This is a genomic window from Pseudoxanthomonas sp. F11, from assembly GCF_037046485.1.
GTDB lineage: Bacteria > Pseudomonadota > Gammaproteobacteria > Xanthomonadales > Xanthomonadaceae > Pseudoxanthomonas_A.
In genome coordinates this window covers 799,289-820,548 of sequence record NZ_JBANLZ010000002.1, presented here as the reverse complement: position 1 = coordinate 820,548, position 21,260 = coordinate 799,289, and the positions used below count along the sequence as shown (strand labels likewise).

Sequence of the window (21,260 nt, the reverse complement as noted above, 5' to 3'; positions counted from 1 at the left end):
CCACGCGAGAACGGCCGGGGACACCCGGCCGTTTCCGTTTCGCGACGCTGGCTGCCGGATGAATTCCGCTCCCCCTGGTGTCAACACGCACTGCGATGCAGGCGTTCCCCGAGCGTGGTCCCACCCGAGGAGAACACCATGGCACTGCGTTACGGATTGGCTGGATCCCTGCTCACCGTCCTGCTGGCGATGTCGGCGACCGCCGAAGCCGCGCCACGCGATCGAGACAACAACCCGCCCGGACCGGTCGGCGGTCGCGGCACCAACTGGGAGAATCCGCCGGGCTGGAAGGGCGGTCCCGGCGCGTCGCCCGACCGTCGCTGGTATCGGCACGGCGGAAAGCGCTACGCGTTCGTCGTGGTGAAGAACGGGTACTACTTCAATCCCCAGTACGGCTACTGGCATCCACGCTACGGCCTGTGGAATCAGGCCAGGCGCTGCTGGTTCGACCTCGACCACAACCCGCCGGGACCGCGCGGTGGCCGCGGCACCAACTGGGAGAATCCGCCGGGCCCGAGGGGCGGGCCGGGCACGTCACCGGACAGGTTCGGGCGTTGCCGCTGAGGCGCGGCATCGCGCAATGCAGAACGGCCGGGTGATCCGGCCGTTCTGCGCTCCAGGACGCGGTCGCTGACGTCAGGCCGTGAGCCGCGCGACGACCGGCGCGACCTGCGCCTGCCGCCCAAGGGCGACACCGACGCGCGCCAGCGCATGGGCAAGCGCTGCGGCATCGTCGGCCCGCAGCGTGGCGTGGCCGACCTTGCGTCCGGCGCGAGGTTCCTTGCCATAGTCGTGCCAGTGGCCACCCGCCTCCTGCAGGACAGGCGCGGCGTCAGGCATCTCGCCGATCCAGTTCAACATGCAGGCATGGCCCAACACGCGCGTTTCGCCGAGCGGGAGGCCCAGCACGGCGCGCAGGTGGTTCTGGAACTGCGAGGTTTCCGCGCCCTCGATGGTCCAGTGGCCCGAGTTGTGCACACGCGGTGCCATCTCGTTGGCGAGCAGTTCGCCGTCCCGATAGAACAGTTCAAGCGCGAACACCCCCACGTAGTCGAGTGATTCCGCCAACCTCCGCGCGTGCGCATATGCCGCATGGGCCAGTGCAGCATCGACCTGTGCCGGCGCCAGGCTGGCCGACAGCACGCCGTCGACATGCCAGTTTTCGGTCAACGGCCAGGTGCGGAACTCGCCATCGCGGCCACGCACGGCGACCACGGACAATTCGCGCTCGAACGGAATGAAGGCTTCGACGATCAGGCCCACGGTCCCGGCCTGCGCACCCAATGCCTGCCACGCCGCCTCCACGTCGGCCGGCGACTTGATGCGGAACTGTCCCTTGCCGTCATAGCCCAGGCGACGCGTCTTGAGGATGCACGCACCCCCGAGCCGATCGACTTCGATGCGCAGCGCGTCGAGGCTGCCGACATCGGCGAAGGCGCCCACGGGAATCCCCAGGTCGCGGAACAGGCTCTTCTCCACCAGGCGATCCTGCGCCATCGCCAGCGCGCGCGGATTCGGGAATACCGGCACACGACTGGCAAGCCACTCCGCGCTCTCCGCGGGCACGTTCTCGAAATCGAAGGTGGCCACGTCGACCTTCGACGCGAACTCGGCCAGTGCGGCCTCGTCACGATAGTCGCCGACCAGCAGCGGCGCGAACTGGCCTGCGCAGGCGTCCGCCGCGGTGTCCATCACCAGGAAGCGCAGGCCCAGAGGTGCGCCGGCCAGCGCCATCATGCGCGCCAGTTGTCCCCCGCCCAGGATACCGACGGTCGTCATAGCGGCTGGCGCGGATCGTCGTGCGCCATCACGTCTTCGGTCTGGCGCGCGCGGAATGCGCTCAGCGCCGCGCCGATGGCCGGATGTTCCGGCGCCAGCATCGCCGCGGCGAACAGGCCCGCATTGGCGGCGCCCGCGTTGCCGATGGCGAACGTGGCCACCGGAATGCCGGCTGGCATCTGCACGATGGACAGCAGCGAATCCATGCCATTGAGCGCCTTCGACTGCACCGGTACGCCCAGCACGGGCACCGCGGTCTTGGCTGCCAGCATGCCGGGCAGGTGCGCCGCGCCGCCGGCGCCGGCGATGATGGCGCGGAGGCCGCGCGGGGCGGCGGCCTCCGCGTACGCGAACAGCACGTCGGGCGTGCGATGCGCGGACACCACCTTCACCTCGTAGGGCACGCCCAGCGCATCCAGCTTCTGCGCGGCGTGCTGCATGGTGTCCCAGTCGGAGCGGGAACCCATCACGATGCCCACCACGGGGCTGGATACGCTGGCGGTCATGGCCGTCCTCGGTCGCAAAGACGTATTCTACCCTCCTGACTGAATCACCGATCGAGCCCCCACCTCCATGGACCGCAAACTGCTGGATCTGCTGTGCTGCCCCACCACCCGCCAGCCGCTGGCCGTGCTGGAGACACGCGGCCTGGAAGCGCTGAACCGCGCCATCGCCGCGGGCCAGGTCAAGCGCGCCGACGACGCGCCGCAGACCGAGGCGCTGCGCGAAGCCCTGGTGACGCACGACCGCAAGACCGTCTACCGCGTCGAGGACGGCATTCCCGTCCTGCTCGCCGAGGAAGCCATCGCCACCGCGCAGGCCGACGACTTCCCCGCCCGATGAGCCTGCGTCCGACGCCACCACCCGCGGACCTCGTGGCCTCGGATGCCGCGCGCGCGCTGGCCGAGGATGTGGGCAGCGGAGATGTCACCGCCGCGCTGCTGCCCGACACCGCCGACATCGCCTATCTGCTCTGCAAGGAAGACGCGGTCGTCGCGGGCCGCCCGTGGTTCGACGCCTGCCACCGCGCACTCGATCCGGAGGTGCGCATCGACTGGCGCGTGCAGGACGGCGACCGGGTTCCGGCCGGCACCGTGCTGGCCACCTTGTCCGGACGCGCGCGCGCGCTAGTCACCGCCGAACGGTCCGCACTGAACTTCCTGCAGACGCTGTCCGGCACCGCCACCACCACGGCGGCCTACGTGGAGGCCGTGCGTGGTACCGGCTGCACGATCCTCGACACCCGCAAGACCTTGCCCGGGCTACGCCTGGCGCAGAAGTACGCCGTCCGCTGCGGCGGCGGACAGAACCACCGCATCGGCCTGTACGACGCCGTGATGCTGAAGGAAAACCACGTGCGTGCGGCAGGCTCGCTCACGGCGGCCATCCGCGCCGCACGCGCCGCGCAGCCCGCGCTGCCACTGATCGTGGAGGTGGAAACCCTGGCGCAGCTGGATGAAGCGCTGGCCGAAGGCTGCGAGCGCATCCTGATCGACGACTTCGATGCCGCATCGCGTCGTGAAGCGGTCCGGCGCGCCAAGGCCTCGCCGTTCGACGGGCGCATTCCGCTGGAAGTGTCGGGCGGCGTGGACATGACCACGCTCCGCGACATCGCCGCCGACGGCGTGGATTTCGTGTCCATCGGTGGCCTGACCAAGCACGTCCGCGCCATCGACCTGTCGATGAAGCTGGGCCCTGCACCATGAGCCCTGCATGTCGCCGCTGAGTGCCTTGCTGTGGCTGCTGGCGGCCGGCGCCGGTTTCGCGTACTGGAATGCTGCGCGCGCCGCGGCGGAGCGCGCCGGCGAGTTGGGTCGGAATGCCTGCAAGGCGGCAGGGGTGATCTGGCTGGACCAGAGCGTGCACGCCAGTGGCCTGCGCCTGCGCCGCGGCGAAGATGGCTGGCTGGGATTCGAGCGCAGTTTCCGTTTCGAGTACTCGCACGACGGCACCGACCGCCATGTCGGCCGGCTGGTCCTGCGCAAGGGACGGCTGGTGTCGTTCGTGGGCCCGGTGGCGCCATCGGTCACGCCGATGGGCCCGCACTGAGCACACTGCAGCGCCTGCGGCCGGCGTCAGATGTTCCGGGCTACTTCACTACGCGCAGGAAAGGCGGGCGCTTGCCGCCAGGCGGCGGCGTGTCGTCGTCGGGCGGGATATCCGTCGTGGGCGCGTCATCGCCGCTTTCTTCGCCCGTATCGGCATCGTGCGTCACGTCTTCCGGCAGCGCCATGCCCTGCCCCGTCTCGCGCGAGTAGATCGCCAGCACGGCGCTGATGGGCACGTAAACCGGTTGGCTCACGCCCCCGAAGCGCGCGGTGAAACTGACAGCGTCGTTGTCGATCATAAGCCGCACGACCGCACGCTCGGCAATGTTCAGTACCACCTTGCCTTCCTTCACCGCACTCGCCGGCACCTGGACGCCGGCCTGGGTGGCGTCCACCAGCAGGTGCGGGGTCATGCCGTTGTCGGCGATCCATTCGTTCAACGCCCGCAGCAGGTACGGACGGTGGCTGGTCATGCGGGAAGATGCGTCGGTCATTTCATTTCTCGGCGGCCATCGCGGCGTGGCGGCGCGCGGCCAGGCCCGGCGGGTTCGCCGGTCAGGCCGGGATCTCGCGCAGCTTCCTTTCCGCGTCGGTCAGGCTGCGCAGGAATCCGGGGTGGCGGAAGATGCGGTTGCCGTAGTCGTCGATGGCCTTGCCGTCCTTCGGCAGCGGCACGTCCAGCGACGGCAGGCGCCAGATGATCGGGGCCATCGCGCAGTCGGCGAGGCTCATTTCGGGATTGAGGAAGAACTTGCTGGCCTTGAACAGCGGTACAGACGCGGTCAGCAGTTCCTTCAGCCGCTTGCGGCCGGCCTCGGCCTGTTGCTTGTTGCCCAGCTGGATGGCCTGCACCTGCGGCACCCAGTCGTGTTCGATGCGCAGCATCGCCAGCCGCAGGCGCGCACGCGACAGGGGATCCACCGGCATCAGCGGCGGATGCGGATAGCGCTCGTCCAGGTACTCGCTGACGACGGACGCGGCGTACAGCACCAGATCGCGCTCCACCAGGGTGGGCACGGAATGGTAGGGATTGAGGTCGATGAGGTCTTCGGGCGGATTCTGCGGATCCACCGGGACCAGGTCGTAGGTAACGCCCTTGGCGGCGAGCACCAGCCGTACGCGGTGGCACAGCACGTCATCGGTGGAGGAAAACAACGTCAGTGTATTGCGCATACGTGGGCTCGCAGCCATTCACGGCTCTCCGACGACCGGAATCCGCCGATCGCACCGACGCCGTCAGCCCCTTGCTGACGGTCGCCACGGTCCCTGAGTGTGCAATCCCCGCCGGGAAAAGCCAAGCAACCCCGGCCGGCTTTCACCCCGTGGTGCGGGCCTGCGGCCCGCACCTTGGCGTCGGACGCGCGACGTCGTTAGTGGACGTCCTTCCAGTACTCCTGCTTCAGCAGGTAGGCCAGGAACGTCAGCGCGGCCAGGAACAGGATCACCCACACACCGACGCTCTGGCGCTTCAGGGCCGCCGGCTCGCCGACATACTCCAGGAAGTTGGTGATGTCGCGCGCGGTCTGGTCGAACTCCTGCGCGCTCTGGCGGCCGGCCTGCGCCACCTTCAGACCCTCGACGTGGCGTTCGCCGGTGGCCGGATCGACCGGGCCGAATTCGGCGTGCTGCAGGCCCTGCAGCTCCCACAGCGGGTTGGGCATGGAGGCGTTAGGGAACAGCTTGTTGTTCCAGCCCAGCGGACGCGACTCGTCCAGGTAGAAGGACTTCAGGTAGGTGTAGATCCAGTCGCTGCCGCGCACGCGCGAGATCACGCTGAGGTCCGGCGGCATCTTGCCGAACCACTTCTCGCCGCCTGCGGCAGGCATGGACACCTGCACCTGCTCGCCGAACTTGGCGCCGGTGAAGTTGAGGTTCTTCATCACCTCGTCTTCGGTCAGGCCCAGATCTTCGGCCATGCGCGAGTAGCGCATGTACTTCAGCGAATGGCAGCCCGCGCAGTAGTTCATGTACAGCTGCGCACCGCGCTGCAGCGAGGCGCGGTCGCTCAGGTCGTTGCCGGCCTGGAGCGTGGCGCCGCCGCCGGCGGCGAACGCGGAGAACGAGATCAGCAACCCGCTGGCGAAGACAGCTAGGCGAGAGGCGAAAGTCTTAGTCATGCGTCGTCACCCGCTCGGGCACTGGCTTGGTCTTGTCGATCTTGGTCCAGATCGGCATGGTCAGGAAGAACAGGAAGTAGAAGGCGGTCAGGAAGCGGCCGACGATGGTTTCCACCGGGTCCGTGCCCGGGCCGGCGCCGATCTTGCCCAGCCAGACGAAGCTGATCGCGAACAGGCCCAGCAGCACCTTGGACATCAGGCCACGGTAGCGGTAGGACTTCACCTTCGCGCGGTCCAGCCACGGCACCAGGAACAGGATCGCGATGGCGCCGAACATCACCAGCACGCCACCCAGTTTGTCGGGCACCACGCGCAGCATGGCGTAGTAGGGCGTGTAGTACCACACCGGCTTGATGTGCGCCGGCGTGACCAGCTTGTTGGCCTCGGTGAAGTTGTCGTGCTCCAGGAACCAGCCGCCCATGGCCGGCGCGAAGAACACGATGAAGGCGGCGACGATCAGGAAGCCGCCGACATAAAAGCTGTCCTTCACCGTGTAGTACGGATGGAACGGCACGCCGTCGGCCGGCGCAGTGGGCGACCAGCGGTTGCCCTTCGGGCCCTTCTTGATCTCTACGCCGTCGGGGTTGTTCGAACCGACTTCGTGCAGGGCGAAGATGTGCAGCACCACCAGCAGCAGCAGGACCAGCGGCAGCGCGATGACGTGCAGCGCGAAGAAGCGGTTCAGCGTGGCGTCGCTGGGCAGGTAGTCGCCCATGATCCACTCGGTCAGGCCGTTGCCGATCACCGGGATGGCGCCGAACAGCGAGATGATGACCTTGGCGCCCCAGAACGACATCTGGCCCCACGGCAGCACGTAGCCCAGGAAGGCTTCGGCCATCAGCACCAGGTAGATGAGCATGCCCAGGATCCACACCAGTTCGCGCGGCTTCTGGTACGAGCCGTACATCAGGCCGCGGAACATGTGGATGTACACGACGATGAAGAACAGCGAGGCGCCGGTGCTGTGCATGTAGCGGATCAGCCAGCCCCACTCCACGTCGCGCATGATGTACTCGACCGACGCGAAGGCTTCCGCGGCGCTCGGCTTGAAGTGCATCGTCAGGAAGATGCCGGTCAGGATCTGGTTGACCAGCACCACGATCGACAGTACGCCGAAGATGTACCAGATGTTGAAGTTCTTGGGCGCGTAGTACTCGCTCATGTGCTTGCGGTACACGGGCATGAAGCCCGGCGCGCGCGCGTTGAACCAGTCCATCACGCCATCGGCGGTACGGGTGAAGATGTTCGCCATGGCTTATGCCCCCTGCGGGTCGAGACCGACGACGATGGTCGTGTCGTTCTCGTAGTAATGCGGCGGCACCACCAGGTTGGTGGGTGCGGGCACGCCCTGGAACACGCGGCCGGCCATGTCGAAGCGCGACTTGTGGCAGGGGCAGAAGTAGCCGCCCTTCCAGTTCGGATCGTACGGCTCGGGCTTGATCTCGGCGGCCATCTCGGGCGAGCAGCCCAGGTGGGTGCACAGGCCGACCAGTACGGAGATCTCCGGCTTCAGCGAGCGCGTCTCACCTTTGATGTACGAGGGCTGCTGGTCGGGGTTCTCCGACTGCGGGTCGCGAAGGTTCGCGTCCAGCGTGGGCAGCGCGTCGAGCACGGCCTTGGAACGCTTCACGATCCAGATCGGCTGGCCACGCCATTCCAGGATCAGGCGCTGACCCTCCTGCAGGCCGCTGATGTCGGCGGTCACCGGGGCACCGGCCAGCTTGGCCCGGGCGCTCGGATTCCACGACTTGATGAACGGTACAGCTGCAATACCGGCACCTACTGCACCCACCACGGCGGTGGTCGCAGTCAGGAACCGGCGTCGGCCCGTATTCACAGGCCCATTGACCCCATCGATGGCCATCCGGCACTCCGCAAAACAATCAGGTAGCTAAAAAGGCTGCCAAGGCCGCACCCATGGACCGGTACGGGCCGCAAAAGACGGCAAAGTGTAACGGATGGCTTAATGGGCCGACAACGGCTGCCGCCGAATCAATGGCTTGCGTGCATCCGGGACCGCCCGCCCCGGCTCACCGTGCGGCGACGGCCTGGCGGTAGCGGTCGGCCAGCACGGCCACGCGCTGCACGTAGCGCTGCGTTTCCTTGTAGGGAGGAACGCCGCCGTGCCGGTCCACGGCGCCTTCGCCCGCGTTGTAGCCGGCCGCGGCCAGGGTGAGGTTGCCGTTGAAGCGCTTCAACAGCCAGGCCAGGTACTGCGCACCACCGCGGATGTTCTGGCCGGCGTTGTAGCTGTCGGTCACCCCGAACCGGCGGGCCGTGGCCGGCATCAGCTGCATCAGCCCCTGGGCGCCCGCATGCGACAGCGCCATCGGGTTGTAGGAGGACTCGGCGTGCATGATGGCGCGCAGGATCGCCTCCTCCACACCGAACTCGCGCGAGGCCGCGGCGATCTCGGCCTGGTAGGCGGAGGTGTTCAGGCGCAGCCGGCCGAAGTCCACGCCCGGGTTGCCACAGGCGAAGCAGGTTTCGATGTAGCTGTACTTGATGGTGCGCAGGCTGGCGACCTGGGTGCCGCCGCGCGGACGCGTGCTGGTGTAGTGCCGCACGCCGTCCTTGATGTAGGAATAGACCTGCCCGCTGACGACGCGGCGCGGACCGGTGGCGGGGGGGGCGGCCTGCGGCGTCGCGGCAGGCACCATGGCCGCAGCCGAGTCGGACAAGGCCGGCGTGACGGCCGCGCCCACGGCAGGCGGCGGCGTGGCGGGCCGGGAGACGGTGGCGACCTGCGCCGGGCGGCTCCGGTCCGGGGTATAGCGGCTGATCACCTCGCAGCTGGCGCCGCTGACGCGCTTGCTGACGTAGTTCGGCACACCGTCAGCGCCGGTGCACTTGTACAGCGTGCCCGCGCTAGCCGGCAGTGCGGTCAACGCGGCCAGCGTGGCCAGAAGCGTCAGAGTCCCCCTCATGCCGCGCAGTGTCCCCAATTCGCCAGCGGTTGCCAAGTCCTTGTCCAACAAAGGTTTCCTCCAATCTGTGCGGCCGGTCGGAGTTCCGACAGCCGGCGGCACCGCGGCCCGGGATGGCCTGATACCCGCTATCAACGCCGTCCGAGGACGGTTCCGGCCGCCTCGGCCCGGCCCGTGCGCGTAAACTACGCGACCCGCCCGCCCCCACCCGACTGGATTAAGCGCCATGACCGGGACGCAAGCCCCCGACCTGCCGACCACGGCCGGCCCTGCCGTGACCGACCCCGCCCCCGTCCCCCTGCCGCAGGCCAGGCCGCGCAGCCCGGACCTCGTGCGCGGAAAGCTCTTCATCAAGACCCACGGGTGCCAGATGAACGAGTACGACTCGGCCAAGATGGCCGACCTGCTGGCCGCCTCCGATGGCCTGGAGCTGACCGACAACCCCGAGGAAGCGGACGTGGTGCTGGTCAACACCTGCTCCATCCGCGAGAAGGCGCAGGAGAAGGTATTCAGCCAGCTGGGCCGGTGGAAGGCGCTGAAGACCGGCGGCCGCGACGTCATCATCGGCGTCGGCGGGTGCGTCGCCTCGCAGGAGGGTGAAGCCATCGTCAAGCGTGCGCCCTACGTGGACCTGGTGTTCGGTCCGCAGACCCTGCACCGCCTGCCGGAACTGATCCGCGCCCGTCGCGAGCAGAACCGGCCGCAGGTCGACATCAGCTTTCCCGAGATCGAGAAGTTCGACCGCCTGCCCGAACCCCGCGCCGAAGGCCCGTCCGCCTTCGTGTCGATCATGGAAGGCTGCTCCAAGTACTGCTCGTTCTGCGTGGTGCCCTACACCCGCGGCACCGAGGTCAGCCGGCCGTTCGAGGACGTGCTGGTGGAAGTGGCGCAGCTGGCCGCCCAAGGGGTGCGCGAGATCAACCTGCTCGGCCAGAACGTCAATGCGTATCGCGGTCCTTATGGCGACGGCGAGGTCGCCGACCTCGGCCTGCTGATCCGCACCATCGCCGAGATCGACGGCATCGGCCGCATCCGCTTCACCACCTCGCACCCGCTGGAGTTCAGCGACTCGCTGGTGGACGCCTACCGCGACGTACCGCAGCTCGCCAACTTCCTGCACCTGCCGGTGCAGGCGGGCAGCGACCGCATCCTGTCGGCGATGAAGCGCGGCTACACGGCACTGGAGTTCAAGCAGAAGATCCGCAAGCTGCGCGCGGTGCGGCCGGACATCTCGATCAGCTCGGATTTCATCGTCGGCTTCCCCGGCGAGACCGACGCCGACTTCGAGAAGACCATGAAACTGATCGAGGATGTCGGCTTCGACCAGAGCTTCTCCTTCATCTACTCGCGCCGCCCCGGCACGCCCGCGGCCGACCTGCCGGACGACGTGTCCGACGCCACCAAGCACGCCCGCCTGGACCGCCTGCAGAAGCACATCAATGCCCACGCCGCCGGCATCTCGCAGGCCATGGTGGGTACGGTGCAGTCGGTACTCGTGGAAGGGCCGTCGAAGAAGAATCCGAACGAGCTGACCGGCAAGACCGAGAACATGCGCTCGGTGAACTTCCCCGGCCACCCGCGCCTGGTCGGCCAGTTCGTCGACGTGGTTATCACCGAGGCGCTGACCAACTCGCTGCGCGGGCGCGTGGCCGGCGCCGACTGAGTCGGCGGATCAGCCGACGGCGGGCTCGGCACTCTTCGTTGGAAATCCGGCAAAGCAAACAGCATCGCGCCCAAGGGGCGCTCCTACGGATCTCTGCGGCGTTGTAGGAGCGGGCCATGCCCGCGATGCTTTCGCGCGACGGGCCAGAAAAGAACATCGCGCCCGAGGGGCGCTCCTACAGATGCAAAGTCTCCAGGGTCAGTCCAGCCGCTTGCGGAAGCGCAGGATCGCCGTCGTCATCATCACCGTGGTGAAAGCCAGCAAGGCCAGCACATCCGCCCATAGTTCCCAGAGACTGGCGCCCCGCAGCATCACGCCACGGATCAGACGCAGGAAGTGGGTCAGCGGCAGCGCCTCGGCGATCCATTGCACCACCTTCGGCATGCCGGCGAACGGGAACATGAAGCCCGACAGCAGGATCGACGGCAGGAAGATGAAGAACGTCATCTGCATGGCCTGGAACTGCGACTGCGCGCGGGTGGAGATCAGCAGGCCCAGCGTCAGGTTGGCCACGATCAGCAGGCAGGCGGCGAGATAGACATGCAGCAGGCTGCCGCCCAGCGGCACGTTGAACAGCCACATGCCCAGCGCCAGCACCACCGTGGTCTGCACCAGGCCGATCGCCACGTAGGGCAGGACCTTGCCGATCATCAGCTCGGCACTGCTCACCGGCGTGGCGATCAGCAGCTCCATGTTGCCGCGCTCGCGTTCGCGCACGATGGCCACGCCGGTGAACAGCACCATGGTCATGGTGAGGATCACGCCGATCAGCCCGGGCACGATGTTCACCGCCGAGCGCCGCTGCGGATTGTAGAAGCCGACCACGCTGATGGTGCGCGTCGCCAGCGGACTGCTGCGCCCATCCAGCGGCATCTGCGCCAGCTGCGCGGCCGCGCTCTGCACCGCGTTGTCGCTGCCGTCGACGAGGATCTGCACCGCCTCGCGACCTTCCGCGCGGCGACGTTCGTAGTCCGGAGGGATGACGATGCCGATGCTGATCTCGCCGCGGCGCATCGATTCGACCAGTTCCTGCGGCGTCGCCGCTTCCTGCACCGGCTTCACCACCCCGGTGGCGACGATATCCATCACCAGCGCGCGCGAGGCGGACGTACGCGACTGGTCGGCGATGCCGGCCGACAGGTCGCGCAGGTTCGTATTGATCGCGTAGCCGAACAACAGCAGCTGCATCACCGGAATCCCGACGATCATCGCCAGGGTGATGCGGTCGCGGCGCATCTGCCGCAGCTCCTTCACCATCACGGCCATCAGGCGCCGGAGTTTCATGCCGCCTCCTCGCGCGCGGGCTGGCCGCGCGTGGCCGAGACGAAGACATCCTCCAGGTTGGCCGGCGCGGCCGAGACCTGTGCGCTGACGCCGGCCGCGCGCAGGCCCTGCGCGATGCGGTCAGCGGCCTGTCCGTCCTCGGCCATCAACACGCGCAGCAGGTTGCCGATCTGCGCCACGCTGATCACACCCGGCAGGCCGACCAACGCCTTCTGCGCCTGGCGCGGCTGTGCGGCGTCCACCACCAGGGTGCGCCCGGCCAGTTCGCCGGTCAGTGCGTCCGGCGTACCGTCCGCGACGAGGACGCCGCGGTCGAGGATGGCGATGCGGTGGCAGCGCTCGGCCTCGTCCATGTAGTGCGTGGACACCAGCAGCGTGGTGCCGGCGTCGGCGAGTTCGAAGAGCTTTTCCCAGAAATCGCGACGCGATTCCGGGTCCACCGCACTGGTCGGTTCATCGAGGAACAGCAGTTCCGGCTGGTGGATCACCGCCCCGGCCAGCGCAAGGCGCTGCTTCTGCCCACCGCTCATCGTGCCAGCCAGCTGCTTCTGGCGGTCCTGGAAGTGGTACTGCTCGACCAGCTCATCGATCCTTCGCCTCGCCTGCGCGCGCGGGATGTCCTGCACGGCCGCCAGGAACTCCAGGTTCTCGCGCACCGTCAGGTCCTCGAACAGCGAGAACTTCTGGGTCATGTAGCCGATGCGGGTGCGCAGTTGCTCGGCCTGTTCCGGGATACGCAGCCCCAGCACTTCGATGTCGCCCACCGTCGGCGTAAGCAATCCGCACAACATGCGGATGGTGGTGGATTTGCCGGAGCCATTCGGCCCGAGGAAGCCGTAGACATGACGACGCGGAATGTCCAGATCGACATCGTCCACCGCCACCAGTGCGCCGAAGCGCTTGCTCAGGCCACGGACACGGATCGCGCGTCCTTCCTCACTCGTCGCCATCGGACACCACCTGCAGCGGGGCCCCCACCGGGAGACCGGCAGCCTCCTTCCCCAGGCTGATTTCTGCCAGGTAGCTGAGCCGTTCCGCGTCCTGGCCGGTCAGCGCAAAGTAAGGAGTGAAGCTGGGCTCGCTGCGGATCATGCGCACCCGTCCGGCGTAGGCCTTCTGCTGGCCATCGAGGCGTACCTGCACGGTGTCGCCGACCTTCAGTCGATTGCGCAGTGCCTGCGGGAGGTAGACGCGGGCATAGGGCGCCTCGCCCACCAGCATCACCGCCAGCGGCGCACCCACTGGCGCCTGGTCGCCCAGCTTGTAGGGCAGGCTGTCGATGCGGCCCGCGCGCGGCGCCACGATGTCGAGCTTCTCCAGCGTCACCGCCTGCACGCGCGCCTGCGCGTCCGCCGCAGCGACGGCCGCTTCACCCTGCGCGACCTGTTCGGCGCGCGTGCCGCGCTCGAGTTCCAGCAGCGCCGCCTGTGCGACCCGCACCTGGGCCTGCGCACTCTGCGACGCCGCGCGCGCACGATCCACCTCGGAGGCGGCGACCAGGCGCTGGCGGCCCAGTGGCTGCAGGCGCGCGTAGTACGCGTCGGCATCCCGGGCCTGCGCCTGCGCGGCGGCCAGGCTGGCGCGCGCCTGCGCGATGGCCTCGCTGCGGGGACCGGCGCGCAGCTCGGCCAGCGCTTCGCGGCTTCGCGTGGCCTGGGCCTGAGCGGCCGTCAGCTGGGACTGGGTACGGGTCAGCTCCAGTTGCAGGAGTGGCGCGCCGGCCGCCACCTGCTGGCCCTCGCGCACGTCGACGCGCACGATTTTCTCGGCGACCGGCGCGGGCAGCGTCACCCGGTCCCATTCCAGCGTGCCCAGGGCCTGCGGTGCGTCCGCCTTGCAGGCGGCCAGCACGAGCATCGCCGTCGCCAGCGCGACGGTTCGCGGTTCACTTCGCATGGTCAAGCTCCAGTCCGCGATCCAACAGCACCAGCGTGTGCCGGCGCAGGTCGTTGAAGTCGATGTCGTCGGCGCCGAACAACGGGCGCCAGATCGGCGCGCTGGCCAGCGGGAACATGGTCAGCCCGATCAGCGACACCATCAGCAGGCGCGGATCGAGGTCGGGGTTGAGCTGGCCGGCCTGCTGCGCGGCGGCGAAGCGGCCCGCCATCATCGTCGGCAGCAGCGGGCCGACCTGGCGGATCATCATGTCGCGCAGCGCGCCGCCCTCGCACAGGATCTCGCGCACCCACAGCGTGGGCAGCCACGGATGCTCGGCCACCACCGTGCCGATGCCGTGCACGAAGCCGGCGACCAGCCCCGCGACATCACCATTTCCGGCCTGCATCACCGGCGCGCGCATCGTCGCCACGACCGGCAGCAACCGCTCGGCCACCACCGCTTCCTGCAGCTGCGCCTTGTCGCCGAAGTAGTAGTGCACCAGCGCGGGCGTCACCCCGGCTTCCGTGGCGATGTCGCGCAGCGAGGTGGCCGCGATGCCACCACGGACGAAACAAGCCAGCGCGGCGTCCAGCAGGGTGGCGCGCAGGTCGGCGGTCTCGGCGGTGGGACGGCGCCCACGGGCGCGCTTGCGAGGGGCGGCCTTGGGCGGGGCGTCCGCCTTGGCCCCGTGTCGGCGGGGAGGTGTCGTCGTTGTCATGGGATTTATTTAATTTTCCATTTAATTAAATTTCAAGCCCGTTCCGACGAGCGGCAAACGGTGGTCGCGCGCTGGTCGCCGCGCTACCCTGCGCGCCCGCCTTGCGTTTGCCAGGATCGCCGCCATTTCCTCGGATAGCCCCCGCCTGTGGGTGTTCACGCTGGAAGCCCGGCCGCGCGCCGACAGCCCCGACTTCGCTGAAGCTGGCGGTGCGTACGTCACCTGCTACCAGAAACCCGGATTCGCCGACGACCCCATGCGGCGCGCATCCGAGTTCATCCGCGAACAGGGCTGGGTGGTCGTGGCGGTGGAGGACGAACCGACGCAGATCGACCGCGACGAAGCCCCCAATGCCGACCACTTCGACCAAGCCCTGCTCGACGACGAGGTCTATGTCTTCAACCAGTGGCCGGTCGAGGATGCCGACGACCAGACGCGTCACTAGCCCCCGACCACATCGAACCCCTGCCCCATGACCGCCCCCAGCAAGCGCGAATTCACCCTGGAACCCGAAAACACCGAACGCCTGGCCAATCTGGCCGGCCCCTTCGACGCCCACCTGCGCCAGATCGAACTGCGGCTGGGCGTGGAGATCGCCAACCGCGGCGCCGTCTTCCGCGTCACCGGCCCGGCGAAGGCCGTGGCCGCGACCGAAAAACTGCTGCATGCGCTGTACCAGGAAGCCGCCAGCGAGACTTTCGACAGCGAGGCCATCCACCTGCGCCTGACGGCCGCCCACGTGGACCAGGTGGCCGACGACGGCTACGCGCCGCAGGACGTGGCCATCAAGGTCAAGCGCGGCACCGTGCGCGGCCGCGGCGCCAACCAGGCCAAGTACCTGCACGCCATCGCCACCCACGACATCAACTTCGGCCTCGGCCCGGCCGGCACCGGCAAGACCTTCCTGGCCGTCGCCAGTGCGGTGGAAGCGCTCAACGAGTCGCGGGTGCAACGGCTGATCCTGGTGCGCCCGGCGGTGGAGGCCGGCGAGAAGCTGGGCTTCCTGCCCGGCGACCTGTCGCAGAAGGTCGACCCGTACCTGCGGCCGCTGTACGACGCGCTGTACGAGATGCTGGGCGTGGACAAGGTGGTCAAGCTGCTGGAGAAGAACGTCATCGAGATCGCCCCGCTGGCCTACATGCGCGGCCGCACGCTCAACGATGCGTTCGTCATCCTCGACGAGGCGCAGAACACCACCATCGAGCAGATGAAGATGTTCCTCACGCGCATCGGCTACGGCAGCACGGCGGTGGTCACCGGCGACCTGACCCAGATCGACCTGCCCAAGCACCAGAAGTCGGGTCTGAAGGATGCACTGGACGTCCTGCGCGACGTGGACGGCATCTCGTTCACCTTCTTCACCAGCCGCGACGTGGTGCGCCACCCGCTGGTGGCGAAGATCGTGCGGGCTTACGATGCACGTGACGGCAAGGATGCGGAGTCGGCCGAGCAGTCTTCCTGATCGCCGTCATCCCCGCGCAAGCGGGGATCCAGATTGGTCTTCCCCTTGGCTTGCATGAGCCCGTCATCAGGCAACATCGGAACGGATGACCCGCCATGCGGCTGTTGAACGTCCGGCATGCGCCGGAATGACGAGCGAAAAACATGACCCAAGGCCCCGTCCGTCTCGACGTTTCCGTCAGCTATGCGCTGCCGCGCACCGGCATCCCCTCGGCGGTGAGCTTCCGCAAGTGGGTGGCCGCGGCGCTGGCCGGTCGCATCCGCGAAGCCGACCTCGCCATCCGCATCGTCGACAGCAAGGAAGGCCACGCGCTCAACCGGCATTACCGCGGGCGCGACTATGCCACCAACGTGCTCAGCTTCCCGGCCGAGATGGCCGAGGGCGTCAAGCTGCCCAAGGGCGTGAAGATGCCGCTGCTCGGCGACCTGGTGATCTGCGCCCCGGTGGTCGCGCGCGAGGCAAAGGAGCAGAAGAAGCCGCTGGCCGCGCACTACGCCCACATGACCGTGCACGGTGCGCTGCACCTGCTGGGCTGGGATCACGAGGACGACAAGGAGGCCGAGTGCATGGAGCAGCTGGAGCGGGAGATCCTGGCCGAACTCGGCATCGCCGACCCCTACGCGGAAGACTGACCATGCTGCGCTCCCTGTTGCTCGCGTCCTGCGTGGCGCTGACCCTGCCCGTCGCCGCGCGCGCCCAGGCCGGCGCGACCGACCTCGCGTCGTTGATCGAATGCCGTGGCGACATCGCCGGCCTGACCGCACTGGCACCCGCGCTGGAAGACCCCCTTAAGGCGGTCGCCCTGGGCTGGCAGCCGCTGCCGCAGACCAACATGTTCATGACCGAGTACCGCCTGGCCTCGCCGATCCGCGTGTTCGGGCACGGCACGGACCACATCGCCTTCACCGGCAGCAGCGTGATGGCGATCCTGGACCTGCCCGACCCCCGGCCGCTGGCCAGCGAACTCGGGCTGGAAACGGCCATCGATACGCCGGCCAAGGCCATGTTCGGCAAGGAACTGCGCAGCGAGGAATCCCGCGATGCCGAAAGCGGCCAGGTGCTGATCGAATCCGTAGTCCTCAACGTCAGCAACGTGTCCTCGCATCCCGGCAAGACCCTGGTGGGGTGCAGCTACAGCCTGGACCTGCCCGAGGATGCTCCCGACACCGACGCGCCCGCGCCCGAAGGGGCGCCCCCGCCTGCGTCCGGCGGACAACCGCGTTAGACTGGACCCCACGCCCGAGCGGGGCGACCATTTCCACGAGATGTCAGAAGACGACAGTACCCACGCGCCGGACGGCTCCGACAAACCTTCGGAGAAGCGGCGCTCCTGGCTGGACCGCCTCAGTTCGGCGTTCTCCGGCGAACCCAGCACACGCGACGACCTGGTGGCCCTGCTGCGCGACGCGCAGTCCGACGGGCTGATCGGCGGCGACACCCTGAGGATGATGGAAGGCGCCATCGCCGTGGCCGACCTGACCGTGGGCGACGTGATGGTCCCGCGCGCGCAGATGGTGTCGCTGCCGGTGGAGGCGCGCTTCCTGGACCTGATGAAGCAGGTGGTGGAATCCGGCCACTCGCGCTTCCCCGTCCACGGCGACAACAAGGACGAGATCCTGGGCATCCTGCTGGCCAAGGACCTGCTGCGCGGGGTGGTGGCCGACAACGGCCCTGGCACCGTGCGCGAGCTGCTGCGGCCGGCGGTGCTGATCCCCGAGTCGAAGAAGCTGAACCTGCTGCTGAAGGAATTCCGGCTGTCGCGCAACCACATGGCGATCGTGGTGGACGAGTACGGCGGCGTCGCCGGCCTGGTGACCATCGAGGACGTGCTGGAACAGATCGTCGGCGAGATCGACGACGAGCACGACGAAGCCGAGGACGGCGCCGCGTTGATCGCCGCGCAGGCCGACGGCCAGTTCGTGGTGGACGCGCTGACGCCCATCGCCGACTTCAACGAACGCTTCGGCGCCGACTTCCCGGACGACGAGTACGACACCGTCGGCGGCCTGGTCACCGCCGCCATCGGCCATCTGCCCGAAACCGGCGAGGAACTGACGCTGGGCCGTTTCCTGTTCCGGGTGGCGCGGGCCGATGCGCGCCGCGTGCATGCGTTCCATGTCGGAGTGCTGGCGGATGCGTAACGCGGTCGCGCGCCTGGCGCTGCTGGGCGCGCTGTGGCTGCTGGCCGCCGCGGCATGGGCGGCGCCGCGCATCGGCGTGGCGACCATGCAGCCCGGCGAGGTGTTCTTCGAGCGCTTCGGCCACAACGCCATCATCGTGGTGGACCCTGCCAGCGGCGACGCCATCTCGTACAACTTCGGCTTCTTCGATCCATCGGAAGCCGACTTCGTCGGCAATTTCGCGCGCGGCCACATGATGTACTACCTGGTCGCGCTGCCGTTCGAGCAGGACCTGGCGCAGTACCGCGACAGCGGTCGCGGCGTGTCGATCCAGTGGCTCGATGTCGGGCCCGACCAGGCGCAGGCGCTGGCCGACGCGCTGGCCGAACGCGCGCGCCCGGAGAACGCACGCTATCGCTACGACTACTTCACCTCCAACTGTTCCACCCAGGTCCGCGACGCGCTGGATGCCGCACTGGGTGGCGCGCTGAAATCGCAGCTTTCGGGCCGTTCGCGCGGCAACACCTTCCGCAGCGAAGCCGTGCGCCTGGCCTCGCCGGCGACGTGGATGTGGCTGGGCTTCGACGTGGGCCTCGGCCCGTCGGCAGACAAGCCGATGTCGCGCTGGGAGGAAGGCTACGTGCCGATGCGCCTGGCCGACAGCCTGCGCGAGGCGAAGAACGCCGCCGGCCGTCCGCTGGTGCAATCGGAAATGCAGCTGCTGCCGCACCGCATCGCGCCGGAGCCGGCCGAAACGCCGCGCCGCTGGTGGCCTTGGCTGCTCGCGGGCATCGTCGTCGCGGCGCTGGTCGCGTGGACGGGACGTCGCTCGCCCCGCCTGATCGCGGCCGTGGCGCTGCCGTTGTGGCTGCTCTGCTTCGTGGCGGGCGCGCTGCTGGTGTACCTGTGGGGTTTCACCGACCACTGGGCCGCGTGGGCCAACCGCAACCTGCTGCTGTTCAATCCCGTGTGCGTGCTGCTGGTTCCCGGCGCAATCGCCGTGCTGCGCCGCCGCAACCCGCCGGTGTGGTTCGGCTGGCTGACGGTCGCCATCGCGGCAGGCGCGCTGGTCGCGTGGTTCCTGCACTGGCTGCCCTTGCGGCTGCAGTACAACCAGGCGTGGATCGCCCTGATGACGCCGGTCCACCTGGCGCTTGCATACGTATTCATGCCGCGACGCTTGTCGCGCTGAGCCCCGCCACGCACGATGCGGCCCTCTGCTTATCGCGAGGGTCGCATGCACCGTTTCCTGATTCCGCTGTTCGTCCTGCTGTCCAGCGCCGTCGCGCATGCGGCGCCCGGCCCGCGCGTGGCCTCGCCCGACGGCACCATCGTGGTGGAACTGGCCACCGACAACGACGGCCGACCCGCGTACGCGGTGTCGCGCAAGGGGCAACCGGTCATCGCGTCGTCGCGGCTCGGCTTCCTGTTGCTGGATGCACCCAAGTTCGAGCGCAACATCGAGATCGTGCAGCCGCGCACGCGCACGTTCGACGAGACCTGGGAACAGCCGTGGGGCGAGCGCCGCTCCATCCGCAACCACTACAACGAACTGACGGTCACGTTGAAGGAAAAGGCCAAGCCCTTCCGCAGCTTCGACGTGGTATTCCGCGTGTTCGACGATGGTGTGGGCTTCCGCTACCGCTTCCCGAAGCAGCCCGGACTCGAGCAGGTGAAGATCGGCGAGGAGCTGACCGAATTCTCGCTGGCGCGCGATGCGACCGCGTGGTGGATCCCGGCCGGCGAGTGGAATCGCGAGGAATACCTCTACCACCGCACGCCGATTCAACAGGTCGGCGACGCACAGACGCCGATCACCTTCAGGTTCGAGGACGGCACCCACCTTTCGATCCATGAGGCCGCGCTGGTCGACTACAGCGGCATGAACCTGACGCGGGTGGAAGACCGCAAGCTGAAAGCCGACCTGACCCCGGGCATCGGCGAAGGCAAGGTGGTGCGCGCCGCACCCTTCGACACGCCCTGGCGCACGCTGCTGCTGAGCGATGACGCCGCCGGCCTGGCGATGTCCAGCCTGACGCTGAACCTCAACGAGCCCAATGCACTCGGCGACGTGTCATGGGTGAAGCCGATGAAGTACGTCGGCGTGTGGTGGGAAATGCACCTGGACCTGAAGAGCTGGGCCTCCGGCCCCAAGCACGGCGCCACCAACGAAAACGTCCGCAAGCACATCGACTTCGCCGCCAAGCACGGCTTCGGCGGCGTGCTGGTCGAAGGCTGGAACGTGGGCTGGGACGGCGACTGGTTCGGCAACGGTGAGGACTTCAGCTTCACGCAGTCGTATCCGGATTTCGACCTGGAAGCGCTCACCCGTTATGCCCGCTCGAAGAACGTGGTGTTGATCGGCCACCACGAGACCTCCGGCAACGCTGCGCACTACGAGTCGCAGCTCGGCGCCGCCTTCGACCTGTACCAACGGGTCGGCGTGCCGGCGGTGAAGACCGGGTATGTGGCCGACGCCAGCCAGGCCAAGGTCACCGGCGCCGACGGCAAGCGCCACTACGCGTGGCATGAAGGCCAGGACATGGCGCGCCACCATCTGAAAGTGGTGACCGAAGCGGCCAAGCGCCGCATCGCCGTCAATCCGCACGAGCCGATCAAGGACAGCGGCCTGCGTCGCACCTACCCGAACTGGATCACCCGCGAAGGCGCGCGCGGCATGGAGTTCAGCGCCTGGGGCCAGCCCGGCAACCCGCCGGAACACGAAGCCAACCTGGTGTTCACCCGCCTGCTGGCCGGACCCATGGACTATACGCCCGGCATCTTCGGCATGAAGACGCGCTCCACCGATGGCATCGCCACCACCTGGGCCAAGCAGCTGTCGCTGTACGTGGTGATCTACAGCCCATTGCAGATGGCGGCCGACCTGCTGGAGAACTACGAGAAGAATCCGGCGCCTTTCCAGTTCATCAAGGACGTGCCGGTGGATTGGGACGACACGCGCGTGCTGAACGGCGAAGTGGGCGATTACGTGACCATCGCGCGCAAGGAGCGCGGCGGCCCCAACTGGTACCTCGGCGCGCTGACCGACGAAGACGGCCGCACGCTCAGCGTGCCGCTGACCTTCCTCGATGAGGGCCGCCGCTACACCGCGCAGATCTACCGCGATGGCGACCAGGCGCACTGGAAGACCGCGCCGCAGGACATCGTGATCGAGGAACGCAGCGTCGTCCGCGGCGACACGCTGACGCTGAAGCTGGCACCGGGTGGCGGGCAGGCGATCCGGTTCGTGGCGCAGTGATGACG

At 68.2% G+C, this 21,260-nt stretch carries 24 protein-coding genes; 12 read left to right on the top strand and 12 right to left on the bottom strand.

Going from position 1 to position 21,260, the window contains the following annotated elements; all coding sequences use genetic code 11:
• Positions 1-138: 138 nt before the first annotated feature.
• Positions 139-564 (top strand): hypothetical protein, encoded by a 426-nt coding sequence (locus V8246_RS09685; protein ID WP_336188917.1) that lies wholly within the window; start codon positions 139-141, stop codon positions 562-564.
• Positions 565-636: 72 nt separating this feature from the next.
• Here V8246_RS09685 and V8246_RS09680 read toward each other — a convergent pair whose 3' ends face one another.
• Both V8246_RS09680 and purE read right to left on the bottom strand, forming a co-directional pair.
• Positions 637-1,779, bottom strand: coding sequence for a 5-(carboxyamino)imidazole ribonucleotide synthase (locus tag V8246_RS09680; RefSeq protein WP_336188916.1), 1,143 nt, complete (start codon positions 1,777-1,779; stop codon positions 637-639).
• Positions 1,776-2,285 (bottom strand): 5-(carboxyamino)imidazole ribonucleotide mutase, encoded by a 510-nt coding sequence (gene purE / locus V8246_RS09675; protein ID WP_336188915.1) that lies wholly within the window; start codon positions 2,283-2,285, stop codon positions 1,776-1,778. The genes V8246_RS09680 and purE overlap by 4 nt, the downstream gene beginning before the upstream one ends.
• Positions 2,286-2,352: 67 nt before the next feature.
• Here purE and V8246_RS09670 point away from each other — a divergent pair, with 67 nt between their 5' ends.
• Genes V8246_RS09670 through V8246_RS09660 form a run of 3 tightly spaced genes read left to right on the top strand, consistent with a single transcriptional unit; the run spans position 2,353 to position 3,828 of the window.
• Entirely contained in the window at positions 2,353-2,622 is a 270-nt protein-coding gene (locus tag V8246_RS09670; protein ID WP_336188914.1) for a Trm112 family protein, read from the top strand.
• Positions 2,619-3,485: a carboxylating nicotinate-nucleotide diphosphorylase gene (gene nadC / locus V8246_RS09665; protein WP_336188913.1), complete on the top strand. Its 867-nt coding sequence runs from the start codon at positions 2,619-2,621 to the stop codon at positions 3,483-3,485. The genes V8246_RS09670 and nadC overlap by 4 nt, the downstream gene beginning before the upstream one ends.
• 7 nt (positions 3,486-3,492) lie before the next feature.
• Positions 3,493-3,828, top strand: coding sequence for a DUF3301 domain-containing protein (locus V8246_RS09660; protein ID WP_336188912.1), 336 nt, complete (start codon positions 3,493-3,495; stop codon positions 3,826-3,828).
• Between the two features lie 40 nt (positions 3,829-3,868).
• Here V8246_RS09660 and V8246_RS09655 read toward each other — a convergent pair whose 3' ends face one another.
• The 6 genes from V8246_RS09655 to V8246_RS09630 all read right to left on the bottom strand — a co-directional run bounded on the left by V8246_RS09655 (position 3,869) and on the right by V8246_RS09630 (position 8,880).
• Positions 3,869-4,321, bottom strand: coding sequence for a ClpXP protease specificity-enhancing factor (locus V8246_RS09655; protein WP_336188911.1), 453 nt, complete (start codon positions 4,319-4,321; stop codon positions 3,869-3,871).
• A gap of 61 nt (positions 4,322-4,382) precedes the next feature.
• Positions 4,383-5,018 (bottom strand): glutathione S-transferase N-terminal domain-containing protein, encoded by a 636-nt coding sequence (locus tag V8246_RS09650; protein WP_185896786.1) that lies wholly within the window; start codon positions 5,016-5,018, stop codon positions 4,383-4,385.
• 179 nt (positions 5,019-5,197) lie between these two features.
• Positions 5,198-5,944, bottom strand: a complete 747-nt coding sequence (locus V8246_RS09645; protein ID WP_162110578.1) for a cytochrome c1 — start codon at positions 5,942-5,944, stop codon at positions 5,198-5,200.
• Complete coding sequence (locus V8246_RS09640; protein ID WP_336188910.1) at positions 5,937-7,196, bottom strand: cytochrome bc complex cytochrome b subunit; 1,260 nt, start codon at positions 7,194-7,196, stop codon at positions 5,937-5,939. The genes V8246_RS09645 and V8246_RS09640 overlap by 8 nt, the downstream gene beginning before the upstream one ends.
• 3 nt (positions 7,197-7,199) lie before the next feature.
• Positions 7,200-7,808: a ubiquinol-cytochrome c reductase iron-sulfur subunit gene (gene petA, locus V8246_RS09635; protein WP_336188909.1), complete on the bottom strand. Its 609-nt coding sequence runs from the start codon at positions 7,806-7,808 to the stop codon at positions 7,200-7,202.
• Between the two features lie 166 nt (positions 7,809-7,974).
• On the bottom strand, positions 7,975-8,880 hold the full coding sequence (locus V8246_RS09630) for a lytic transglycosylase domain-containing protein (RefSeq protein ID WP_336189086.1): 906 nt from the start codon (positions 8,878-8,880) through the stop codon (positions 7,975-7,977).
• Between the two features lie 217 nt (positions 8,881-9,097).
• Between V8246_RS09630 and miaB the strand changes: the two genes are divergently transcribed.
• A complete protein-coding gene (gene miaB / locus V8246_RS09625; protein ID WP_336188908.1) occupies positions 9,098-10,534 on the top strand; it encodes a tRNA (N6-isopentenyl adenosine(37)-C2)-methylthiotransferase MiaB in 1,437 nt (478 codons plus the stop codon).
• A gap of 198 nt (positions 10,535-10,732) precedes the next feature.
• On the opposite strand, the gene V8246_RS09620 is transcribed toward miaB, so the two are convergent.
• From V8246_RS09620 to V8246_RS09605, 4 genes are read right to left on the bottom strand one after another with little or no spacing between them, the layout of a single operon-like run.
• On the bottom strand, positions 10,733-11,818 hold the full coding sequence (locus tag V8246_RS09620) for an ABC transporter permease (RefSeq protein ID WP_336188907.1): 1,086 nt from the start codon (positions 11,816-11,818) through the stop codon (positions 10,733-10,735).
• Positions 11,815-12,741: an ABC transporter ATP-binding protein gene (locus V8246_RS09615; protein WP_336189085.1), complete on the bottom strand. Its 927-nt coding sequence runs from the start codon at positions 12,739-12,741 to the stop codon at positions 11,815-11,817. Before V8246_RS09615 ends, V8246_RS09620 begins: the two co-directional genes overlap by 4 nt.
• A gap of 13 nt (positions 12,742-12,754) precedes the next feature.
• Positions 12,755-13,714 (bottom strand): HlyD family efflux transporter periplasmic adaptor subunit, encoded by a 960-nt coding sequence (locus V8246_RS09610; RefSeq protein ID WP_336188906.1) that lies wholly within the window; start codon positions 13,712-13,714, stop codon positions 12,755-12,757.
• Positions 13,704-14,414: a helix-turn-helix domain-containing protein gene (locus V8246_RS09605; protein WP_336188905.1), complete on the bottom strand. Its 711-nt coding sequence runs from the start codon at positions 14,412-14,414 to the stop codon at positions 13,704-13,706. The genes V8246_RS09610 and V8246_RS09605 overlap by 11 nt, the downstream gene beginning before the upstream one ends.
• A gap of 151 nt (positions 14,415-14,565) precedes the next feature.
• Here V8246_RS09605 and V8246_RS09600 point away from each other — a divergent pair, with 151 nt between their 5' ends.
• The 7 genes from V8246_RS09600 (at position 14,566) to V8246_RS09570 (ending at position 21,255) form a co-directional block, all read left to right on the top strand.
• Positions 14,566-14,859 (top strand): hypothetical protein, encoded by a 294-nt coding sequence (locus tag V8246_RS09600; protein WP_336188904.1) that lies wholly within the window; start codon positions 14,566-14,568, stop codon positions 14,857-14,859.
• 27 nt (positions 14,860-14,886) lie between these two features.
• Positions 14,887-15,876: a PhoH family protein gene (locus V8246_RS09595; RefSeq protein WP_187573208.1), complete on the top strand. Its 990-nt coding sequence runs from the start codon at positions 14,887-14,889 to the stop codon at positions 15,874-15,876.
• Positions 15,877-16,019: 143 nt separating this feature from the next.
• The gene (ybeY, locus tag V8246_RS09590) at positions 16,020-16,508 is read left to right on the top strand and encodes an rRNA maturation RNase YbeY (protein WP_336188903.1); all 489 of its coding nucleotides are present in this window, start codon (positions 16,020-16,022) and stop codon (positions 16,506-16,508) included.
• 2 nt (positions 16,509-16,510) lie between these two features.
• Positions 16,511-17,101, top strand: coding sequence for a hypothetical protein (locus V8246_RS09585; protein WP_336188902.1), 591 nt, complete (start codon positions 16,511-16,513; stop codon positions 17,099-17,101).
• A gap of 40 nt (positions 17,102-17,141) precedes the next feature.
• Positions 17,142-18,017 carry a transporter associated domain-containing protein gene (locus V8246_RS09580; protein WP_336188901.1) on the top strand — a complete coding sequence of 292 codons (876 nt, stop codon included), beginning with the start codon at positions 17,142-17,144 and terminating at the stop codon, positions 18,015-18,017.
• Positions 18,010-19,188: a DUF4105 domain-containing protein gene (locus V8246_RS09575; RefSeq protein ID WP_336188900.1), complete on the top strand. Its 1,179-nt coding sequence runs from the start codon at positions 18,010-18,012 to the stop codon at positions 19,186-19,188. The genes V8246_RS09580 and V8246_RS09575 overlap by 8 nt, the downstream gene beginning before the upstream one ends.
• Positions 19,189-19,233: 45 nt before the next feature.
• The gene (locus V8246_RS09570; protein WP_336188899.1) at positions 19,234-21,255 is read left to right on the top strand and encodes a glycoside hydrolase family 97 protein; all 2,022 of its coding nucleotides are present in this window, start codon (positions 19,234-19,236) and stop codon (positions 21,253-21,255) included.
• Positions 21,256-21,260 lie beyond the last annotated feature (5 nt).

Bases quoted from the DNA above. Each gene is read 5' to 3' on its own strand.
- ybeY (WP_336188903.1), top strand. From the start codon at position 16,020: ATGACCCAAGGCCCCGTCCGTCTCGACGTTTCCGTCAGCTATGCGCTG.
- V8246_RS09680 (WP_336188916.1), bottom strand. From the start codon at position 1,779: ATGACGACCGTCGGTATCCTGGGCGGGGGACAACTGGCGCGCATGATG.
- V8246_RS09605 (WP_336188905.1), bottom strand. From the start codon at position 14,414: ATGACAACGACGACACCTCCCCGCCGACACGGGGCCAAGGCGGACGCC.
- purE (WP_336188915.1), bottom strand. From the start codon at position 2,285: ATGACCGCCAGCGTATCCAGCCCCGTGGTGGGCATCGTGATGGGTTCC.
- V8246_RS09595 (WP_187573208.1), top strand. From the start codon at position 14,887: ATGACCGCCCCCAGCAAGCGCGAATTCACCCTGGAACCCGAAAACACC.
- V8246_RS09660 (WP_336188912.1), top strand. From the start codon at position 3,493: ATGTCGCCGCTGAGTGCCTTGCTGTGGCTGCTGGCGGCCGGCGCCGGT.
- V8246_RS09570 (WP_336188899.1), top strand. From the start codon at position 19,234: ATGCACCGTTTCCTGATTCCGCTGTTCGTCCTGCTGTCCAGCGCCGTC.
- V8246_RS09620 (WP_336188907.1), bottom strand. From the start codon at position 11,818: ATGAAACTCCGGCGCCTGATGGCCGTGATGGTGAAGGAGCTGCGGCAG.
- nadC (WP_336188913.1), top strand. From the start codon at position 2,619: ATGAGCCTGCGTCCGACGCCACCACCCGCGGACCTCGTGGCCTCGGAT.
- V8246_RS09580 (WP_336188901.1), top strand. From the start codon at position 17,142: ATGTCAGAAGACGACAGTACCCACGCGCCGGACGGCTCCGACAAACCT.
- V8246_RS09645 (WP_162110578.1), bottom strand. From the start codon at position 5,944: ATGACTAAGACTTTCGCCTCTCGCCTAGCTGTCTTCGCCAGCGGGTTG.
- V8246_RS09650 (WP_185896786.1), bottom strand. From the start codon at position 5,018: ATGGCTGCGAGCCCACGTATGCGCAATACACTGACGTTGTTTTCCTCC.
- V8246_RS09685 (WP_336188917.1), top strand. From the start codon at position 139: ATGGCACTGCGTTACGGATTGGCTGGATCCCTGCTCACCGTCCTGCTG.
- V8246_RS09670 (WP_336188914.1), top strand. From the start codon at position 2,353: ATGGACCGCAAACTGCTGGATCTGCTGTGCTGCCCCACCACCCGCCAG.
- V8246_RS09610 (WP_336188906.1), bottom strand. From the start codon at position 13,714: ATGCGAAGTGAACCGCGAACCGTCGCGCTGGCGACGGCGATGCTCGTG.
- V8246_RS09640 (WP_336188910.1), bottom strand. From the start codon at position 7,196: ATGGCGAACATCTTCACCCGTACCGCCGATGGCGTGATGGACTGGTTC.
- V8246_RS09655 (WP_336188911.1), bottom strand. From the start codon at position 4,321: ATGACCGACGCATCTTCCCGCATGACCAGCCACCGTCCGTACCTGCTG.
- V8246_RS09585 (WP_336188902.1), top strand. From the start codon at position 16,511: ATGCTGCGCTCCCTGTTGCTCGCGTCCTGCGTGGCGCTGACCCTGCCC.
- V8246_RS09575 (WP_336188900.1), top strand. From the start codon at position 18,010: ATGCGTAACGCGGTCGCGCGCCTGGCGCTGCTGGGCGCGCTGTGGCTG.
- miaB (WP_336188908.1), top strand. From the start codon at position 9,098: ATGACCGGGACGCAAGCCCCCGACCTGCCGACCACGGCCGGCCCTGCC.
- petA (WP_336188909.1), bottom strand. From the start codon at position 7,808: ATGGCCATCGATGGGGTCAATGGGCCTGTGAATACGGGCCGACGCCGG.